Here is a 15,974-nt window from a genome sequence, read left to right as displayed (position 1 = left end):
GCCGCCGAGGCCCACCCCCACCCCACACCCACCCTCACCCCAACACACTTCTCCCCCCACGGGATCGCACGGGCCCTCGGGAACCTCCCCTCCCGACGGGCCCACATCCCCCCACTCACCAGCACTTTCCCTCTTTCCACCCCTCTGCAGGAGACACAGATGACACGCAGCGGCCGCAGCGGCAACCACCGCGGCAAGAAGAAGCGCATCACCCTCGCGCTGGCGCCGGTCGCCGCCCTCGGGCTGGCAGTCCCCCTGATGTACAGCGCGGGTGCCGCGACCCCCGACGAGGTGGCCACGGACTGCCGTACGGACTCGGACAAGCTGGAGAACTGCGAGTTCGTCGACGTCCAGAACAAGGCCGACAGCCTGGGCCCCAACGAGCGGGTCACCACGATCACCGACAACTGCGGCATCTCGTCGGCGGCGACGAAGACATTCAGCGGTACGGCGTCCGTGACACGCGTCATTCAGCTGGAGGACGGCTTCAACACGGACGGCAGTACGAAGCTGGGAAGCTCGATCTTCGATATCGGCATCAAATTTGGCACGCAGGAATTCAACATCAAGCGTGACGACACCACGCAGTCGTTCTCCTTCTCCCGGAGCGACACGGTGAAGGCCGACCACATCGCCTTCTTCATGTGGTCCCACAAGCGCACCGACGTCAGCGGCTTCCTCAAGGCCACGTACAAGGAAGCGCAGGACGGCCAGAAGGTGTTCTTCTCCCCCAGCGAGGGAGCCACCACCGTGCATGTCTTCTATCCGCAGATCCTGAAGAACGGCACCCCTGACGGCCGTCTCTGGCTACGTAATGTGCAGTGCGGTACGCCGCAGGCGGACGGCCTTCTCAACAACCAGAACAGCGTCCGTGCCGAGCCCGGATTCGGAGAGGGTGGCGAGAACGTGTCCGACGTCGAGGTCTCGCTGTCGGACATCACCATCGAGTAATTATCCAGCCGTTCCGGAAACCGGCGTGAAAAAAGCGGCCACGCCGGCGGAAGACGGCAGTACGAGCCCTTGTGCTGGGCACGGGGGCTCGTTCTCGTTTGCGAAGCACGCGAACAGCAGCGGCCATAGACGCACCGCGCCCGCCGGTCTGCGCGGCGCGCCCGCCGTCAGACGCGCCCCGCTCGTCACATACGTACCGCGGGCGTGGCCCCCAGCCATCTGAGCACCGCCTCCGTACTCCCCCGGACGTCCAACTTGGCGTAGATGTTGCTGAGGTTGTTGCGGACGGTCTTCTCGCTGAGGGTGAGGCGGAGGCCGATCTCCTGGGCGCCGAGGCCCGTGGAGAGCAGTTCCATGATCTGCCGTTCACGGGGCGAGAGGAGCGAGCGCAGCCGCTCGCTCGCCTCGCCGCCCTGGCCCGACATCCCCTGGGCCGCGTCGCGGAGGGCGGCGCAGGCGGCGGGCGAGAGATAGGTGTGGCCGACGGTCGAGGCCATCACCGCCGAGGAGAGCATGCAGGTGCAGTAGTCGCCCTCGACGAGATATCCCGCCCCGCCCCGGAACACCTCCACCACCGTCTCGCTGTCCCGGCGCGGGCTCACGACGATCACCGGGGCGCTCATCTCGCCCATGGCGTTCAGCAGCACGGGGAACGACTCCAGCGGATCGTCGCAGCGCAGGATCACCACGTCGGCGCGGCTCTCGTGGAGCCCTCGACAGGGCGGGGCCATGAGCGACACCCGGCCCACATAGGTGTCGTCGCCCGCCGGCCAGTCATGGTGCGGCCACTCACCCTCCGCGCAGACGACTACGACGGAGAGGTTGCCGCGGGGCCGGGTGCCGGCGGAGAGCGGGGAACCCGGGTACGGGGCCGCGCCGCGCTGTGGGGAGGTGTGGGCGGCGGTGTCGTGTGAGGAGGACGGACCGTACAGCGGCGCCACACCGTGCGGTGCGGTGCCCTGCAGTGCGGAGTTGTGCGGGGAAGAGCCGAGCTTGGACGTTCTGACGTGCCGGGGCGATCGCACTTCGCGTGTCCTTCCGCCGAAGCCATGACGTCCGTACATACGGGTGCCGCCGTGGACATGTTCAAAACTTCAATGACACATGTCACCCTGTCTGACAGGTTGGCCGAATACCGCCCAGGGCCGGGCCGGGTCGGGCCAGACCGACCGGCCCACTCCCTTGCCTGACGATCCGTCAGATACGACGATGAGGCGAGGAAAGCACGCACTTGACCGACGAACCGAACCGTCCATCAGGGGGCGCACCATGCGAGTTCCGTCCGACGGTCGACAGCCCCAGACCCAACAGGCCCATGCCCAACAGCCCCAAGTCCAACAGGCCCATGCCCAACAGGCAGCCGGCGACCGGCTCCTCTACGGGATGCAACTCCCCATCCAGTCCCAGAGCACCCTCTACGCCGAGCGCTGGGAGGCGGATGCCGGGCCCGAGGATCTGGTCGAGGTCGCCCGCGCCGCCGACCGTGCCGGGTTCGCGTACATCGCGACCTGCGACCACGTCGCCATCCCCCGCCGCCTCGCGCCCGCGATGGGCACCGTCTGGTACGACCCGGTCGCCACGCTCGCCCACCTGGCCGCCGTCACCGAGCGCGTACGACTCCTCAGCCATGTCGCGGTGGTCGGCCTCCGCCACCCCCTGCTGACGGCCAAGCAGTACGCGACCCTCGACCACCTCTCCGCCGGCCGTCTGATCCTGGGGGTGGGCGCGGGCCACGTACGGGAGGAGTTCGAGGCGCTGGGGCTGGACTTCGAACGACGCGGAGCCGTACTGAATGAATGCGTCGAGGCTCTACGGGCGGCCCTGGGCCCCGATGAATTCCCCGCCCACCACGGCAAGTCGTACGACTTCGAGGGCTTGGGCCAGCGCCCCCGCCCCGCCCAGGCCCACATCCCCCTCTGGGTCGGCGGCTCCTCCCCCGCCGCCGTACGCCGAGCCGCCCTGCACGGGGACGGCTGGCTCCCCCAGGGCGACCCCCGCGACCGCCTCCCGGCCCAGATCGCCCGCATCCGCCGACTCCGCGCCGAGGCGAACCTGTCCGCCCCCTTCACCATCGGCGCCATCACCGAGCCGCTCCACCTCGGCACCCCGACCTGGAACACCGGCCACCGCACCCTCACCGGCCCTCCGGAGGCTCTGGCCGAGTCGTTACGGGCATACGCGGCGATGGGCGTGCACCAGATCCAGGTTCGGTTCCGCAGCCGAAGCCGTGCCGAACTCACGGACCAGATGGCCGAGTTCGGCACGAAGGTGGGACCGCAGTTGTAGGGTCGTCCGTCTCCGCCGGTGAGGACGGGAAGCGAAACGGACGCCCCTCCCTCACCGCTACCCATGCGCCGGGCCCGGCCCGGTCCGGCACCGGGGGCACCGGCACGGCGGCCACTGAAGCGACTCCGACAGCCGCTCACCGTCGCGCCTGGCGGTGACAGTGCGCCGCGCACACGGCCATCGGATTCACCGCCGGCCCCGACCTCGTAGGTACGGATCGTCAGCCTGGACGCATCCCCCTCCGGGTACCGCCCGGTCACCGCACCCCGCCGCACCCGACGGCAAAGGACGCCGCGTCCACCCCCAGCGGCCTCAACACCCCACCACCGCCTCGGCTCCCACGACATGCCGGTCCAGATCGATACCGAAGTCGGCCGCGAGTACGAGCGCCATCCGCCGTCGCGCCTGCCGGGCCTGCTCCCGCTCGACGGCGACGAGATACGGGCGGACCAAGGGGGAAGCGCTCCCGTCGTGCGGGCCGTCGTCCAGGCCGTAGGGGGAGCGTGGGGTCTGGGCCTGCGGTACGGCCGCTGCAAGGACCTCGGGACTGAGCTTGGGGACCGGCGGGGCAAGTCGGCAGTCCGCTCGCCGCCTGCCGGTGCCGGGTGCCAATACGCCCAGCACCCAGCGCAGCAACGCATGGACAATGCTCATGTCGTCAACTCCATTCAGTTGGTGGCCAACGCCCCCGGACGGGTCGCATCCGTCGCGGGGGTCTTCTCGTGTCATGACCGACGTTACGGCAACCTGGTCATGCCCTGCCATGGCATGACACAAATGAGCTTGGTTTTCCTTGGCCGCATACGGTCAACCCATGGTGGACATCCCCGAGGGCTACGGCCCCGACGACGAACTGGACCCGGAGGCAGCGGACCCGCTCTACCTGCAACTCGCTGCCGTACTGATCTCCCGGATCGACACCGGCGTGTACCCGCTGGGCCGAGCCGTGCCTGGAGTCGACCGACTCATGCAGGAGTTCGGGATCGCGCGCGGGACGGCCCGTAAGACGTTGGTCCTGCTGGCCGAGATGGGCTACGTGCGTACGGTCGTGGGCAAGGGGTCGTTCGTCATTGAGCGTGAGTCGGCCGACGCGTCCGAGAGCCGCGCGACGGAGGATCAGCCCGAGGCTGGGTCGCAGCGTGGATCTTGACCGTTCCAAGCCCGTCTGGCCCCAGATCGCGGATGAGTTGCGCCGCCGAATCGATGCGGGCACCTACGCCGCCGGTGCGCGGTTCCCCGCCGTCGTGGACCTCGCCTCGGAGTTCGACGTGGCCGCATCGACGATCCAGAAGGCCGTGGCCGCCCTCCCCGCGGAGGGCAGGCTCCGTACGGTGCTGGGGCAGGGCTCGTTCGTCGTCAGGTGAGAGCGTGTCCGCGCACTCAACAGCCCAGGTTGGGCGCGGCGTCCGAGTCAGCGCAGGGCCTCGATGGCCTTCAGAACCAGGGCCCGTGCCTCCGCCCCGTACACGGCATGCCGGTGCAGTTCGCCGAACGCCTTCAGGTACTGGGTGACTTCGTCCGGCTCGGTGATTTTCACGGAAGCGGAGAGCGGTTCATGGTCGACCCGTTCGTCGTCGAAGACCGTGAACGATTCAATCGGCCACATGGTGCGCTCGGTGGAAGCCGGGATGATGCCGATGGAGACAGAGGGGAGAGCCATCGCCGGGAGCAGTGCGCCCAGTTGGCCGGCCATCATGTCCGAGTCACCGAGCCGATAGCGGAGGACTGTCTCCTCAAGGAGAATCGCAAAAGTGCGGCCGCTCTTCCGGACGACTCCGGATCGCTCCATGCGCGCGGCGACGGCGTCGGCCACGTCGTCCGGCAGTCCGCGGAAGGCGGAGATCGCGCGCAGCAGCGCGGTGGCGTAGCCGGGGGTTTGCAGGAAGCCGGGCACCACGTTGGAGCAGTACACCTTGAAGTGCCTCGTCTGTTCGAACAGCCGCAGGTTGGCGGTCTGCAGTTGTTTCAGCCCGGTGCGCTGGAGCCGCTTCCACTGGACATACATGGAGTCGGCCTGACGGTTGGCCGCGACAAGGGCGGGTGCCTCGTCAGCTGCCCCGCAGGCCAGGCACCAGGCTCGCAGGTCGTCGTCGGAGGGGGCGGTGCGGGCGTTCTCGATGCGTGAGGACTTCGCCTCGCTCCAATCGCACCTGACGGAGAGTTCGCGTTTGGTGATCCCCGCGTCCAGCCGGATCTCCCGGAGCCGAGCGGCGAGCGCCTCACGTGCGGCCTGCACGCTGGACGACGGGGATGTTGGAGGCATGATCGCTCTGGTCTCGGTCGTACTTAACGGATCTCGTACTGGTCGTGCGGGATGGCCCGCTCCCAGACGCGCTCGAAAGCGGCCGCGTTGAGTTCGAGCAGGACCAGGTCGTCGTGGAAATCCTCGCCGAGCCAGTCGCCGTTCCCGGCGAAGTCATGCAGGCGGATCACCCGGTCGTCGAAGATCCAGAAGTCACGACCGGGCAGCAGCAGATCCGCCGTGTGTCGACGCGGCAGCCACCGTACGAGTTCGCCCGCCTCGACGTTGGCACGGGTCTGGTGATGCTCCCAGCGGATGTACTCGGTCACCGGCTCGGAGACGACACGCGCTCGGCGTACGACCACACCGCGGGTCACGGCCTCCGCGATGGCCTGATGGAAGGGGCGCCACCATGAGGCCCGGTCCTCCCAGTTGGTGCGCTCGCCTCGCTGCCACGCCTCAAAGCGCGGGTTGCTGTAGTACGCGTCCCGCATCTCCAGGTGGACCGCCGAGCGCTTGGCACCCGCCAGTTGCTCATCGTACGACGTCGGAATGCTCGATGGCATCGATGGCCTCCCTCAGGATGTGCAGCATACGCGCGGGGATACGCACGACTGCCTCGTAGTCGGGCAGCGGCCCCGTAGCCCGCACCTCGTCCTCCAGTTCCTTGCTCGCTTTCCAGCCCTGGAAGACGAACTCCTTCTTCTCGTCGTCCACCCACACCCTGGGGCAGTTCTTCTCATCGGTGTTCGGGTCGATGCCGACGAACCGTAGGGCCATGCCACCCTCCAAAGCCAGTTGCTTACAGAGACTTGCATCACCATCAATTTCTGCAGCTACATCAGTCAAGAGCGCAAACAAGTCATAGCCATGAAGGATGATTCAGGTGCAAGCTTCTGCAAGTTCCTGGCGACTGTGAGGCGCGGACTCCTAGCGTCGACGCTCACGAGCGAACCCGGAGAGGCGACGACTTCCCCGGGTTCCGCCATCCCCTGCTGAGGAGCGCCGCCATGGGGAAACGGCGCCGGAAACCACGTACCCCGAGGTCTCCGGCGTCACACCACCGCACCACTCGACACATACGAGAGGAGCACGACGCATGGCAACACCGACGATCACGCGCGACCCACGTACCTACGTCACTCCGGAGGTCTGGGGGCGGGAGATCGCGCTTCTGGTCCGCGACCACCACACCTGGGACACCGTCATGGCCGAACGCGTCTTCGGTCAGGCCGTCGCCTACCTCATCACCGCCATGCAGTCCGGCACGGCGGGGCTCGGCTGCGGTGAGCTGGTGGACGAGGGCGTTCATCAGCTCATCCTCGACACCAAGATCTACCGCGAGTTCTGCCAGCAGCACTACGGCCAGTTCCTCGACCACATCCCCTACATCGACCGCAAGGCCGACGGCTCGGTGATGCGCACCGCCGAGGCCATCGCCGCGTTCGGGTTCGCGGTCGACTGGCCGCTGTGGGAAAAGGACGCGGCCAACTGCACGCCCTGCTCGTCCAAGACGCAGAGCGGCTGCCATTGAGCAACCGGGGAACCAAGGAGGCCGCTGCCCTTCGGGGCGGCGGCCTCCGCCATTTCCGCATAAACCCATGAAAATTTATGGAAATCCGGTGATCAAGAGGGGCGTGTGAGTAGCGTGCGGCGCATGAGTCTGGAGACCTACTGGAACCGGTACGCGGAAGACCCGATCAGCGTGGAGGAGTCGCTGGAGAAGGGGTTCGGCTGGACGCAATACCCCGGCCACGGGCCTGGTGAGGAGCTGCTGGGACAGCCTGACACCGTGCTCGAACTCGGCTGCGGAACCGGGGATGATCTCGCCTACCTCACCCGCAAGGGCATCCGGGGCGTCGGAGTCGACCTCTCCCCCCGCCAGGTCGACTACGCCCGCGAACGCTGGGGTGACCAGCCCGGCACACGCTTCGTCTGCGCCAACGCCCTCAACTTCCTCGTCGGCAGCCCCGAGAAGTTCGACGCCATCTTCTCCAACTGGGGTGCGCTCTGGTTCTCCGATCCCCGCGAATGGGCCCCCGCCGTACGGTCACGCCTCACCGACCGGGGCGTTCTCGTCTTCTCCTGCGCCCCGCCCGTGGAAGGCTGTTACGGCGCACAGGGCATGTACGGCAACGGCTTCCGAGGTGAGGTCACCCCGGTCCAGCGTTGGGCCTACACGCCCGAGATGTGGGAAGGCGTCTTGCGTACGTACGGCTTCCTGGAGGTCTACGCGAAGGTCTTCGAGGCCCCCGACCCGAAGAACCTCGGCACACTCATTGTCCAGGCCCACGTCGTCTGACAGCCCATCAGAGCCCCGTCCTTCCCCCTGCGGAGGGCGGGCACCGCGCCGGAAGCTCACAGATGGCTGCCGCAGGCGGTTCCCGACCTGGCCGCGACGCTGAGCGAGCGCACGAGCCTATTGCTGGACGAGAGCCGGATTTCTGCCAGGGCCACGCAGGAACTGTCCACCGTGCATAAAGTTCTACGCGATCACCGATGAACCCGGAGGGACCATGGCGGACGAGACAACCCCCGAGCAGGCCAAGGGAACGGCGGGATATCTGCTGGAGCTGGGCATGCTCAAGCGTGCCAAGCGGTCCGGCTGGTGGATCGCCGGCGTGAAGGACCCCGAGACGATCGCGGAGCACTCATTCCGCACGGCGATCATCGGGTCCGTCCTCGCGATGATGGAGGGCGCCGACCCGGCAAAGGTCGCCCTGATGTGCGTCTTCCACGACACCCAGGAAACCCGCGTCTCCGACATCCCGCACATCGGGCGCCGCTACCTCGAAGCCGCCTCGAACGAGAAGGTCACCGCCGATCAGGTCTCGGCCGCACACCCCGCCGTCCGCGCCGGAGTTCAGCGCGTCGTGGAGGAGTACGAACACGGTGACAGCCTCGAAGTCATCTGCGCCCACGACGCCGACAAGTTGGAATGCCTCGTCCAGGCCGTGGAGTACCGGGAACAGGGCTGCGGCAACGTGCAGAACTGGATCGACACCTCACAGGCCAAGCTGAAGACGGCGAGCGCGCAGGCCCTCGCCGAGGCCGCGCTGAACATGTCGTCGGTGGAGTGGCAGCAGACGTATCTACGCTGACCGGCACGAGCACGACGGCTCGCTCCCACCCGTGGGCGGGCCGCTGGCGTCTCAGGACCAGCGCTGCGAGCCAGACCGACTACGCCCGCGAACGCTGGGATGACCAGCCCGGCACATGCTTCGTGTGCGCCAACTCCCTCAACTTCCTCATCGGCAGCCCCGAGAAGTTCGATCCCCGGCGGCATCGCGCCATCATTTCCAACTGAGGTGCTCCCTGGTTCTCTCTCCGCCTCCCCCCGCGAGTGGGCCCCCACCGTACGGTCACGCCTCACCGACCAGGACGGGACCGTCCTGACGGACAAAGCCGATGACGATGGCGGACGCCCCAAGGTGATGCGCGGCAACCTGCGACAGCTGCTGATCGACTCGCTCCCGCCGGCACCGTCCGGTGGGAGCACGAGGTCAACGGTGCCCGGGCTCTTGGCAAGGGCCGCCACGAGGTGACGTTCGCCAGCAGGTGCACCGTTGCCACGAGCCTGCTGGTCGGCGCGGACGGCGCCTGGTCACGAGTCCGGCTGCTGCTCACCGATGCCACGGATCGTGTGACTCCCAAGAGTGCCGGATTGGCTTTCCTGCTGCGGACGGGTGCAGGATGCGCCCTGAGCTTCTCGACGTAACTGCGCAGCAGTTACACACGTCTTGGATCTCTTTGCAGGGGGTGGCGGCTAACACCGCGCGATCTTCTGCTTGGCCATCTTGGTCTCCGCACGCAATGGGGAGCCCTGGAGGTCGTGCCCAGAGCTTGGCGGCGGGGTACGACCGAGGACTCCCCGGTGTCGCGCTGAGATCGCATCCGCACGAGCGAAATCATGAGAGATGAATCCTGAAGCGACACCGCGAAACAGTACAGCAGTGAGACCAGTGTCCCGGCTTGTCCAGGTCAGCCGGGCTGCCCCTGGCATCACTGCGCTATTGGCCATGGTCGCCATCTGCCTCCTGGCCGCCCGTGGGCACACGGATCAGATCGCTGCTGTGGCGTGGTTCGGCGGCGCCGTCTTCGCCGGCGGCACGATCGTCAACGTGACCGTCCACATCCGTCGGTGACCACCGTGGTCAGGCGCAGCTAGCGCGCGAAGTGCCCCACCCGGCATCTGGAGGTGCTGGGTGGGGCGTGGCTTTCGGGGTCAGGCCGTTACGCGCTCGATCTCGATGGCAAGGACACCCAAGGCATCCTTCTCGGGGGCGTAGATGCGGCGGATGTTCGTCAGCAGTTGCTTCGGGAGGCGCCGGGGTTGGCGTTCCCCGGGAGCAGCAGTGTCGAGCACTCCTCGAAGGAGGCGTAGCGGGCGACGCGGACCAGGCATTCGTCCTGGCCGCAAGCAAACTTGATGTAGTGGCTGGCGGCCAGGTTGCGCAGCTTGGCGTACTGCGGACCTCGATCTTCTTGCGGCCGGAGGCCACGAGTTCGAAGTAGCGACGGTAGAGGTTCATACGCCGGGCGGGGGCGTGGTCGGGCTGCGCGCTCATCGGCTGTTTCCCGTATGTGGCGCGGGCGCATGACTGCACGAAGGTGAGCAGGTGGGTCAGGCAGTCGTCCATCTCGATGTCGCTGAGGCCCAGACCGTCCAGCCCCGACAGTTCGTGCTCGTACTTCGCCATCTGGCCCGGCCCGAGCGGAGGTCTGACGGTGGAGACGGCCGCGGCCCATGGGTGGCGTTCGAAGAGGGCTCTGTTCTCCTCGGCGACCGCGGTGACGCGCTCGCGCCAGGGCCGGCCGGTGGTGTCGGTGCGGGGCATACGGGCGTAGGCGGCGTCGAGCATGAGGTCGAGGAGTTCGGCCTTGCCGGGGACGTAGGCGTACAGCGTCATGGGCACCACGCCGAGTTCCTTCTTGGACGAGCGATGGAGGACCAGAGGTAGGATTGGTGGCATGAGTGACCCTACCGGCAAGTACTCGATCACCATGCCGCGTGATATCGCCGAGGCCGCCAAGGCCCGCGGCGGGCCCTCCGGTCTGTCCGCCTACGTCACGGCCGCAGTCACCCGTCAGATCGAGCGCGACAACCTCAACGAACTCATCCAGGTCGCCGAGGCCGAGCACGGCCCCGTCACGGACGAGGAGATCCAGGCCCTGCGTGACCAGCTCCATCAGGCGCGCCGGGAGCAGACCGGGCAGACGCGGGGCGGGGCGGCCGCGTGACCCGATCCCCGTCCCCTGCGGTTCCCGGCGGGACGCTGGTCCTGGACAGCGAGGGACTGGCCAAGGCCGTGCTGCGCGACCGCACGGTCACCGGCTGGCTCGCCCTCGCCCGCGCCGACGACCTGCGCGTGATCACCTCCACGGCCACCCTCGTCGAGGTGATCCACCCTCGGATCAACCGCCCAGCCCTGGATTGGACCCTCTCCCGCCTGGTCGTCGAACCGGTCACCGAGCCCATCGCCCGGCACGCCGCCGCCCTTCTCGCCGACGCCGGCCTGCACGGCCACAAGTACGCCATCGACGCCATGCTCGGCGCCACGGCTCTCGCAGCCCCCGGCCCCGTCACGATCCTGACCTCGGACCCCGAGGACCTGACCGCGTTGTGCCGCGGAGGGGCCACCGTGATCAAGGTCTGACCCCGCCCCTTCGCCGTGCGGACAGCGCATGCATGACCGACACCGGCTGGGATCAAGCGCTCACGCCCCCGGACCCGGCCAAAGCCCCTCGTCCGTCAGCCCCAGCAACTCGATCGCGTTCCGGCGGACGATCCGGTCCACCACCTCCGGGTCCAGGTGGCCCATCTGCGCCTCGCCCACCTCCCTCGACTTCGGCCAGGTCGAGTCGGAGTGGGGGTAGTCGGTCTCGTACAGGACGTTGCCGACGCCGATCGCGTCCAGGTTGCGCAGCCCGAAGGCGTCGTCGAAGAAGCAGCCGTAGACATGGTCGGCGAAGAGTTCGGACGGCGGGCGGTGGACCTTGTCCGCCACTCCGCCCCAGCCCCGGTTCTCCTCCCACACCACGTCCGCGCGCTCCAGGATGTACGGAATCCAGCCGATCTGGCTCTCGGCGTACATCACCTTGAGGTTCGGGAAGCGTTCGAACTTGCCGCTCATCAGCCAGTCGACCATCGAGAAGCAGCAGTTGGCGAAGGTGATGGTGGAGCCGACGGCCGGCGGGGCGTCGGCCGATGTGGACGGCATACGGCTGGACGAGCCGATGTGCATGGCCACGACCGTTCCCGTCTCGTCGCAGGCCGCGAAGAAGGGGTCCCAGTCGTCGGTGTGGACGGAGGGGAGACCGAGGTGCGGGGGGATCTCGGAGAACGCGACCGCCCGGACGCCGCGCTCCGCGTTCCTGCGGACCTCCGCCGCCGCCAGTTCCGCGTCCCAGAGGGGGATCAGGGTGAGCGGGATGAGGCGGCCCTCCGCCTCCGGCCCGCACCACTCCTCCACCATCCAGTCGTTGTACGCCCGCACCCCGAGCAGCCCCAGCTCGTGGTCCGCCGCCTCCGTGAACGTCTGGCCGCAGAAGCGCGGGAACGTCGGGAAGCAGAGGGCCGACTGGACGTGGTTGACGTCCATGTCCGCGAGACGCTGCGGGACGTCGTACGAGCCGGGGCGCATCTGCTCGTACGTGATGATCTCCAGCTTGATCTCGTCCCTGCTGTAGCCGACCGCCGTGTCGAGGCGGGTCAGGGGGCGGTGCAGGTCCTCGTAGACCCACCAGTCGCCGATCGGGCCGTCGTCGCCGGGGGCGCCCATGACCGGCTTGAAACGGCCGCCGAGGAACGTCATCTCCTTCAGCGGGGCGCGGACTATGCGGGGGCCGATGTCCAGGTACTTCTTCGGGAGGCGGTCCTGCCAGACGTTCGGGGGCTCCACCGTGTGGTCGTCGACGGAGATGATCTTCGGGAAGGTGGGGGCCTCAGGGGTACCGGTTTCCGTGGCGCTCGTCTCCATGGTGTCCATGTCCGCCACGGTAGCGCCGATCTGACGCTCCGTCAGCTAGCCGGGGCACCACGAGCCGGCCGCCCCGCAGGCTCCGCCGAACGGCCACACGCACGTTCCGCCGACGACCATCCGCCCGCCCCACCCGACGGCCACCCGCGCCCCGCACCCCCGACAGCCGCCCGCCCCCCACCGCCAACGGCCGCCCCCACACACCGTCGTCGAAGGGCGAAAAGAATGTGTGGGCCCGGTGATATCCCGTGCGGCTACCTGTGACGGGAGTCTCGCGCGGCTGACGTATCTGCCATGAACAAGGCAAACTGGCCTGGTTGTCAGGAAGCCTTGGGGGGCGTCGATGGGTGGTGAATCGCGAGTGCCGGAGGCCGATGCGCCGAGGGTGCCGGAGCAGCGGGGTCCCGGGGACGGACGGACTCCGGTTCGGGACCCCCGAGTCACCGCCGAGCTGCGCTTCAGCGTGCTCGGACCGGTACGGGCCTGGCGCGACGGCGAGCCTTTGCAGACCGGTTCGCCACAGCAACGCGCCCTGCTCGCCGCCCTGTTGCTGCGCGAGGGCCGCACGGCCACGGCGAGCGAGCTGATCGACGCGCTGTGGGGCGACGATCCGCCCTCGCAGGCGCTGGCCGCCGTACGGACGTACGCCTCGCGGCTGCGGAAGGCGCTCTCCGCCGATGTGCTGGTGAGCGAGTCCGGCGGGTACGCGGTGCGGGCGCTGTCGAGGGGCGCGCTCGATCTCGCGGTCGCCCAGGAGTTGGCGTCCGACGCGGAGAAGGCCAAGAACTCCGGTGATCTGTGCCATGCCCGCGCTCTGCTGAACAAGGCGCTCGGGCTGTGGGACGGCGAGGTCCTGGCGAGCGTTCCAGGGCCGTACGCGGAGACCCAGCGCGCCCGGCTGGACGAATGGCGACTGCAACTCGTCGAGACCCGGCTGGACATGGACCTGGAGCAGGGCTGTCACGCGGAGGCCGTCTCGGAACTCACGGCGCTCACGGCCGCGCACCCCCTGCGGGAGCGGCTGCGGGAGCTGCTCATGCTCGCCCTCTACCGCAGCGGGCGTCAGGCGGAGGCGCTGGCGGTGTACGCGGACACCCGCCGGCTGCTCGCCGACGAGCTGGGGGTCGATCCCCGGCCGGGGCTGCGGGAGTTGCAGCAGAGGATTCTGCGGGCCGACCCCGGCCTCGCCGAACCCTCCGCCCCCCTCTCCCCCGAGCCGGCCGCCGCCCCCGTGCGCCCCGCCCAACTCCCCGCCACCGTCCCCGACTTCACCGGACGGTCCTCTTTCGTGGCCGAGCTGAGCGAGGTGCTGTCGGCGGCGTCCGGGGGCGAGGGCCAGGTGATGGCCGTGTCGGCGCTGGCGGGCATCGGGGGCGTCGGCAAGACGACCCTCGCGGTGCATGTGGCCCATCAGGCGCGTTCGGCCTTCCCGGACGGGCAGTTGTACGTCGACCTCCAGGGTGCGGGGGCGAGACCCGCCGAGCCGGAGACGGTCCTCGGCGCGTTCCTGCGGGCCCTGGGCACGCCGGACGCCTCGATTCCGGACTCGCTGGAGGAGCGGGCCGCGCTGTACCGGTCGGTGCTGGACGGCCGCCGGGTCCTCGTGCTGCTGGACAACGCGCGCGACGCCGCCCAGGTGCGCCCCCTGCTGCCGGGTACGGCGGGCTGCGCGGCGCTGGTCACGGCCCGTATCCGCATGGTCGACCTGGCCGGGGCCCATCTCGTCGACCTGGATGTGATGTCTCCGGACGAGGCGCTGCAGCTGTTCACGAGGATCGTCGGCCGGGAACGGGTCGCGGCCGAACGCGAGGCCGCGCTCGACGTCGTCGCGGCCTGCGGCTTCCTCCCCCTCGCGATCCGGATCGCCGCGTCGCGGCTGGCCGCCCGCCGCACCTGGACGGTCTCCGTCCTCGCCGCCAAACTCGCCGACGAGCGGCGACGGCTGGACGAACTCCAGGCGGGCGACCTGGCGGTGAAGGCGACCTTCGAGCTCGGCTACGGCCAGCTGGAGCCGGCGCAGGCGCGGGCGTTCCGGCTGCTCGGGCTCGCGGACGGCCCCGACATCTCCCTGGCGGCGGCCGCGGCCGTACTGGACCTGCCGGCCGACGACACCGAGGACCTGTTGGAGTCCCTGGTGGACACGTCGCTGCTGGAGTCGGCGGCGCACGGCCGCTACCGCTTCCACGATCTCGTACGGCTCTACGCGCGTGCATGTGCCGAACGCGACGAACAGCCGCCGAGCGAGGCGGAGTCGGCGCTGTCGCGGTTGCTGGACTTCTATCTGGCGACGGCGGCCGGGGTGTACGCCATCGAGCGGCCCGGCGACCGGTTGGTGGACCACCTGGAGCCGACCCGCTACCCGGGGCTGCGCTTCACCGAGGGCTCGGCGGCACTGGACTGGCTGTACACGGAGGCGTCCTGCCTGCTGGCCTGCGTACGCCAGGCGGCGGGCACCCGCCGCATGCGCGGCGGCGTCGACCTCCTGCTGGCAGCCAAGGACCTGTCCGAATCCGGCGCGAACTCCCACCAGTACGAGACGACAGCGCGAGCGATGTGCGAGGCGACTCGGGTGGGTGGGGGTTCGTCGGTGGGTGGGGGCACGCCGGCAGCCGGGAACGCCTGGGCGGACGGACACGCCTTGGCGGACGGTGACGCCTGGGCTGAGGGCAGGTCGCGGACCGCCCTCACCGATGTGCTGCTGTTCTCCGGGCGCATCCAGCAGGCGGAGGAACAGGCGCGGCTCGCGATGGAGTGCGCGAGGTCCGCCGGGGACACCACCGCCGTCAGCTGGATGGCCAACAGCCTGGGGCTCATCTGTCTGCATCAGGGCCGGTACGACGAGGGCAAGCCGTTCTTCGAGCAGGCCATCCAGGGCTGCCGGGAGGCCGGGAACCGTCCCGTCGAGGCCACCGCCCTGGGCAATCTCTCCCGCGCCCACCTGGGCATGGGCAACATCACCAAGGCCGTGGAGATCGCACGGCGCGGCCTCGCCGTACACCGCGAACTGGGCCGGACCGTACGCCTCGGCAACGGTCACTTCGCGCTGGGCGTCGCCCTCACCCGGGCGGGCCGGCACGCGGAGGCGCTCGGCGAGTTCGGGCACGCGCTGGGCATCTTCGCCGACCATCGGCAGCGGCTCTGGGAAGGTGTGACCAACTTCCGTGTCGCCGAGGTGCACCTGGCCGCCGGACGCCCGGCCAGAGCCGCGCAGCACGCCGAACAGGCCCTCGCGCTGGGCTGTATCGGAGGGGACCGGATGCGGGGCAACGTCCTCATCCTCCTGGGCCGCGCCCTCGGGGCGCTGGGCCAGGCCGACCGGGCCAGGGCGTGCTGGCGCGACGCGCTCGCCCTGTACGAGCAGACGGGGGCGCCGGAGGCCGACGAGGTACGCGCACTGCTCGCGACACCTCGGGCGGCGTGACAGGGGAGGGCGGGTGCCAACCCCGCTGAACGTCGTTCAGCGTTCGTTTATCTCTCTCGTGCACTCTCGTACCCGTCACACCGTCTTGCGGGGG

At 69.1% G+C, this 15,974-nt stretch carries 19 protein-coding genes and 1 pseudogene; 13 read left to right on the top strand and 7 right to left on the bottom strand.

Going from position 1 to position 15,974, the window contains the following annotated elements; translation table 11 throughout:
* The first annotated feature begins 159 nt into the window (after positions 1–159).
* A complete protein-coding gene (locus ACWD4G_RS07185) occupies positions 160–951 on the top strand; it encodes a hypothetical protein (RefSeq protein WP_451291215.1) in 792 nt (263 codons plus the stop codon).
* A gap of 185 nt (positions 952–1,136) precedes the next feature.
* On the opposite strand, the gene ACWD4G_RS07180 is transcribed toward ACWD4G_RS07185, so the two are convergent.
* Complete coding sequence (locus ACWD4G_RS07180; RefSeq protein WP_451291214.1) at positions 1,137–1,976, bottom strand: response regulator transcription factor; 840 nt, start codon at positions 1,974–1,976, stop codon at positions 1,137–1,139.
* A 358-nt stretch (positions 1,977–2,334) separates the two neighbouring features.
* Between ACWD4G_RS07180 and ACWD4G_RS07175 the strand changes: the two genes are divergently transcribed.
* The gene (locus tag ACWD4G_RS07175) at positions 2,335–3,237 is read left to right on the top strand and encodes an LLM class F420-dependent oxidoreductase (RefSeq protein WP_451291665.1); all 903 of its coding nucleotides are present in this window, start codon (positions 2,335–2,337) and stop codon (positions 3,235–3,237) included.
* Positions 3,238–3,549: 312 nt separating this feature from the next.
* On the opposite strand, the gene ACWD4G_RS07170 is transcribed toward ACWD4G_RS07175, so the two are convergent.
* Positions 3,550–3,891 carry a hypothetical protein gene (locus ACWD4G_RS07170; RefSeq protein ID WP_451291213.1) on the bottom strand — a complete coding sequence of 114 codons (342 nt, stop codon included), beginning with the start codon at positions 3,889–3,891 and terminating at the stop codon, positions 3,550–3,552.
* A gap of 160 nt (positions 3,892–4,051) precedes the next feature.
* On the opposite strand from ACWD4G_RS07170, the gene ACWD4G_RS07165 reads away from it, so the two are divergent.
* On the top strand, positions 4,052–4,387 hold the full coding sequence (locus ACWD4G_RS07165; RefSeq protein ID WP_451291212.1) for a GntR family transcriptional regulator: 336 nt from the start codon (positions 4,052–4,054) through the stop codon (positions 4,385–4,387).
* Positions 4,377–4,601: a GntR family transcriptional regulator gene (locus ACWD4G_RS07160; RefSeq protein ID WP_451291211.1), complete on the top strand. Its 225-nt coding sequence runs from the start codon at positions 4,377–4,379 to the stop codon at positions 4,599–4,601. Before ACWD4G_RS07165 ends, ACWD4G_RS07160 begins: the two co-directional genes overlap by 11 nt.
* Positions 4,602–4,648: 47 nt before the next feature.
* Here ACWD4G_RS07160 and ACWD4G_RS07155 read toward each other — a convergent pair whose 3' ends face one another.
* From ACWD4G_RS07155 to ACWD4G_RS07145, 3 genes are read right to left on the bottom strand one after another with little or no spacing between them, the layout of a single operon-like run.
* Positions 4,649–5,500 (bottom strand): helix-turn-helix domain-containing protein, encoded by an 852-nt coding sequence (locus ACWD4G_RS07155; RefSeq protein ID WP_451291210.1) that lies wholly within the window; start codon positions 5,498–5,500, stop codon positions 4,649–4,651.
* 23 nt (positions 5,501–5,523) lie between these two features.
* Complete coding sequence (locus ACWD4G_RS07150; protein ID WP_451291209.1) at positions 5,524–6,045, bottom strand: DUF6879 family protein; 522 nt, start codon at positions 6,043–6,045, stop codon at positions 5,524–5,526.
* Positions 6,014–6,259 (bottom strand): hypothetical protein, encoded by a 246-nt coding sequence (locus ACWD4G_RS07145; protein WP_451291208.1) that lies wholly within the window; start codon positions 6,257–6,259, stop codon positions 6,014–6,016. The genes ACWD4G_RS07150 and ACWD4G_RS07145 overlap by 32 nt, the downstream gene beginning before the upstream one ends.
* Before the next feature lie 319 nt (positions 6,260–6,578).
* Here ACWD4G_RS07145 and ACWD4G_RS07140 point away from each other — a divergent pair, with 319 nt between their 5' ends.
* The 6 genes and pseudogenes from ACWD4G_RS07140 to ACWD4G_RS07115 all read left to right on the top strand — a co-directional run bounded on the left by ACWD4G_RS07140 (position 6,579) and on the right by ACWD4G_RS07115 (position 9,624).
* Positions 6,579–7,013, top strand: a complete 435-nt coding sequence (locus ACWD4G_RS07140; RefSeq protein ID WP_451291207.1) for a glycine-rich domain-containing protein — start codon at positions 6,579–6,581, stop codon at positions 7,011–7,013.
* 123 nt (positions 7,014–7,136) lie between these two features.
* Positions 7,137–7,781: a class I SAM-dependent methyltransferase gene (locus tag ACWD4G_RS07135; protein WP_451291206.1), complete on the top strand. Its 645-nt coding sequence runs from the start codon at positions 7,137–7,139 to the stop codon at positions 7,779–7,781.
* A gap of 214 nt (positions 7,782–7,995) precedes the next feature.
* On the top strand, positions 7,996–8,580 hold the full coding sequence (locus tag ACWD4G_RS07130) for an HD domain-containing protein (RefSeq protein WP_451291205.1): 585 nt from the start codon (positions 7,996–7,998) through the stop codon (positions 8,578–8,580).
* Positions 8,556–8,786, top strand: coding sequence for a hypothetical protein (locus tag ACWD4G_RS07125; protein ID WP_451291719.1), 231 nt, complete (start codon positions 8,556–8,558; stop codon positions 8,784–8,786). Before ACWD4G_RS07130 ends, ACWD4G_RS07125 begins: the two co-directional genes overlap by 25 nt.
* 58 nt (positions 8,787–8,844) lie before the next feature.
* Positions 8,845–9,155, top strand: a pseudogene (locus ACWD4G_RS07120) (FAD-dependent oxidoreductase); the annotation flags it as partial.
* A gap of 343 nt (positions 9,156–9,498) precedes the next feature.
* The gene (locus ACWD4G_RS07115; protein ID WP_451291204.1) at positions 9,499–9,624 is read left to right on the top strand and encodes a hypothetical protein; all 126 of its coding nucleotides are present in this window, start codon (positions 9,499–9,501) and stop codon (positions 9,622–9,624) included.
* Between the two features lie 9 nt (positions 9,625–9,633).
* Here the strand turns inward: ACWD4G_RS07115 and ACWD4G_RS07110 are convergent, their stop codons facing one another.
* On the bottom strand, positions 9,634–10,317 hold the full coding sequence (locus ACWD4G_RS07110) for a TetR/AcrR family transcriptional regulator C-terminal domain-containing protein (protein ID WP_451291663.1): 684 nt from the start codon (positions 10,315–10,317) through the stop codon (positions 9,634–9,636).
* Positions 10,318–10,450: 133 nt separating this feature from the next.
* On the opposite strand from ACWD4G_RS07110, the gene ACWD4G_RS07105 reads away from it, so the two are divergent.
* Positions 10,451–10,720 (top strand): CopG family transcriptional regulator, encoded by a 270-nt coding sequence (locus ACWD4G_RS07105; protein ID WP_451291203.1) that lies wholly within the window; start codon positions 10,451–10,453, stop codon positions 10,718–10,720.
* Positions 10,717–11,136 carry a PIN domain-containing protein gene (locus ACWD4G_RS07100; RefSeq protein ID WP_451291202.1) on the top strand — a complete coding sequence of 140 codons (420 nt, stop codon included), beginning with the start codon at positions 10,717–10,719 and terminating at the stop codon, positions 11,134–11,136. Before ACWD4G_RS07105 ends, ACWD4G_RS07100 begins: the two co-directional genes overlap by 4 nt.
* Positions 11,137–11,196: 60 nt before the next feature.
* Here the strand turns inward: ACWD4G_RS07100 and ACWD4G_RS07095 are convergent, their stop codons facing one another.
* Positions 11,197–12,468, bottom strand: a complete 1,272-nt coding sequence (locus tag ACWD4G_RS07095; RefSeq protein WP_451291201.1) for an amidohydrolase family protein — start codon at positions 12,466–12,468, stop codon at positions 11,197–11,199.
* A 334-nt stretch (positions 12,469–12,802) separates the two neighbouring features.
* Here ACWD4G_RS07095 and ACWD4G_RS07090 point away from each other — a divergent pair, with 334 nt between their 5' ends.
* A complete protein-coding gene (locus ACWD4G_RS07090) occupies positions 12,803–15,880 on the top strand; it encodes a BTAD domain-containing putative transcriptional regulator (RefSeq protein ID WP_451291200.1) in 3,078 nt (1,025 codons plus the stop codon).
* Positions 15,881–15,974: the final 94 nt, after the last annotated feature.

The organism is Streptomyces sp. NPDC002643, assembly GCF_053592555.1.
Note: the sequence above shows the minus strand (reverse complement) of the source record. Positions and strands in the feature narration are given on the sequence as shown.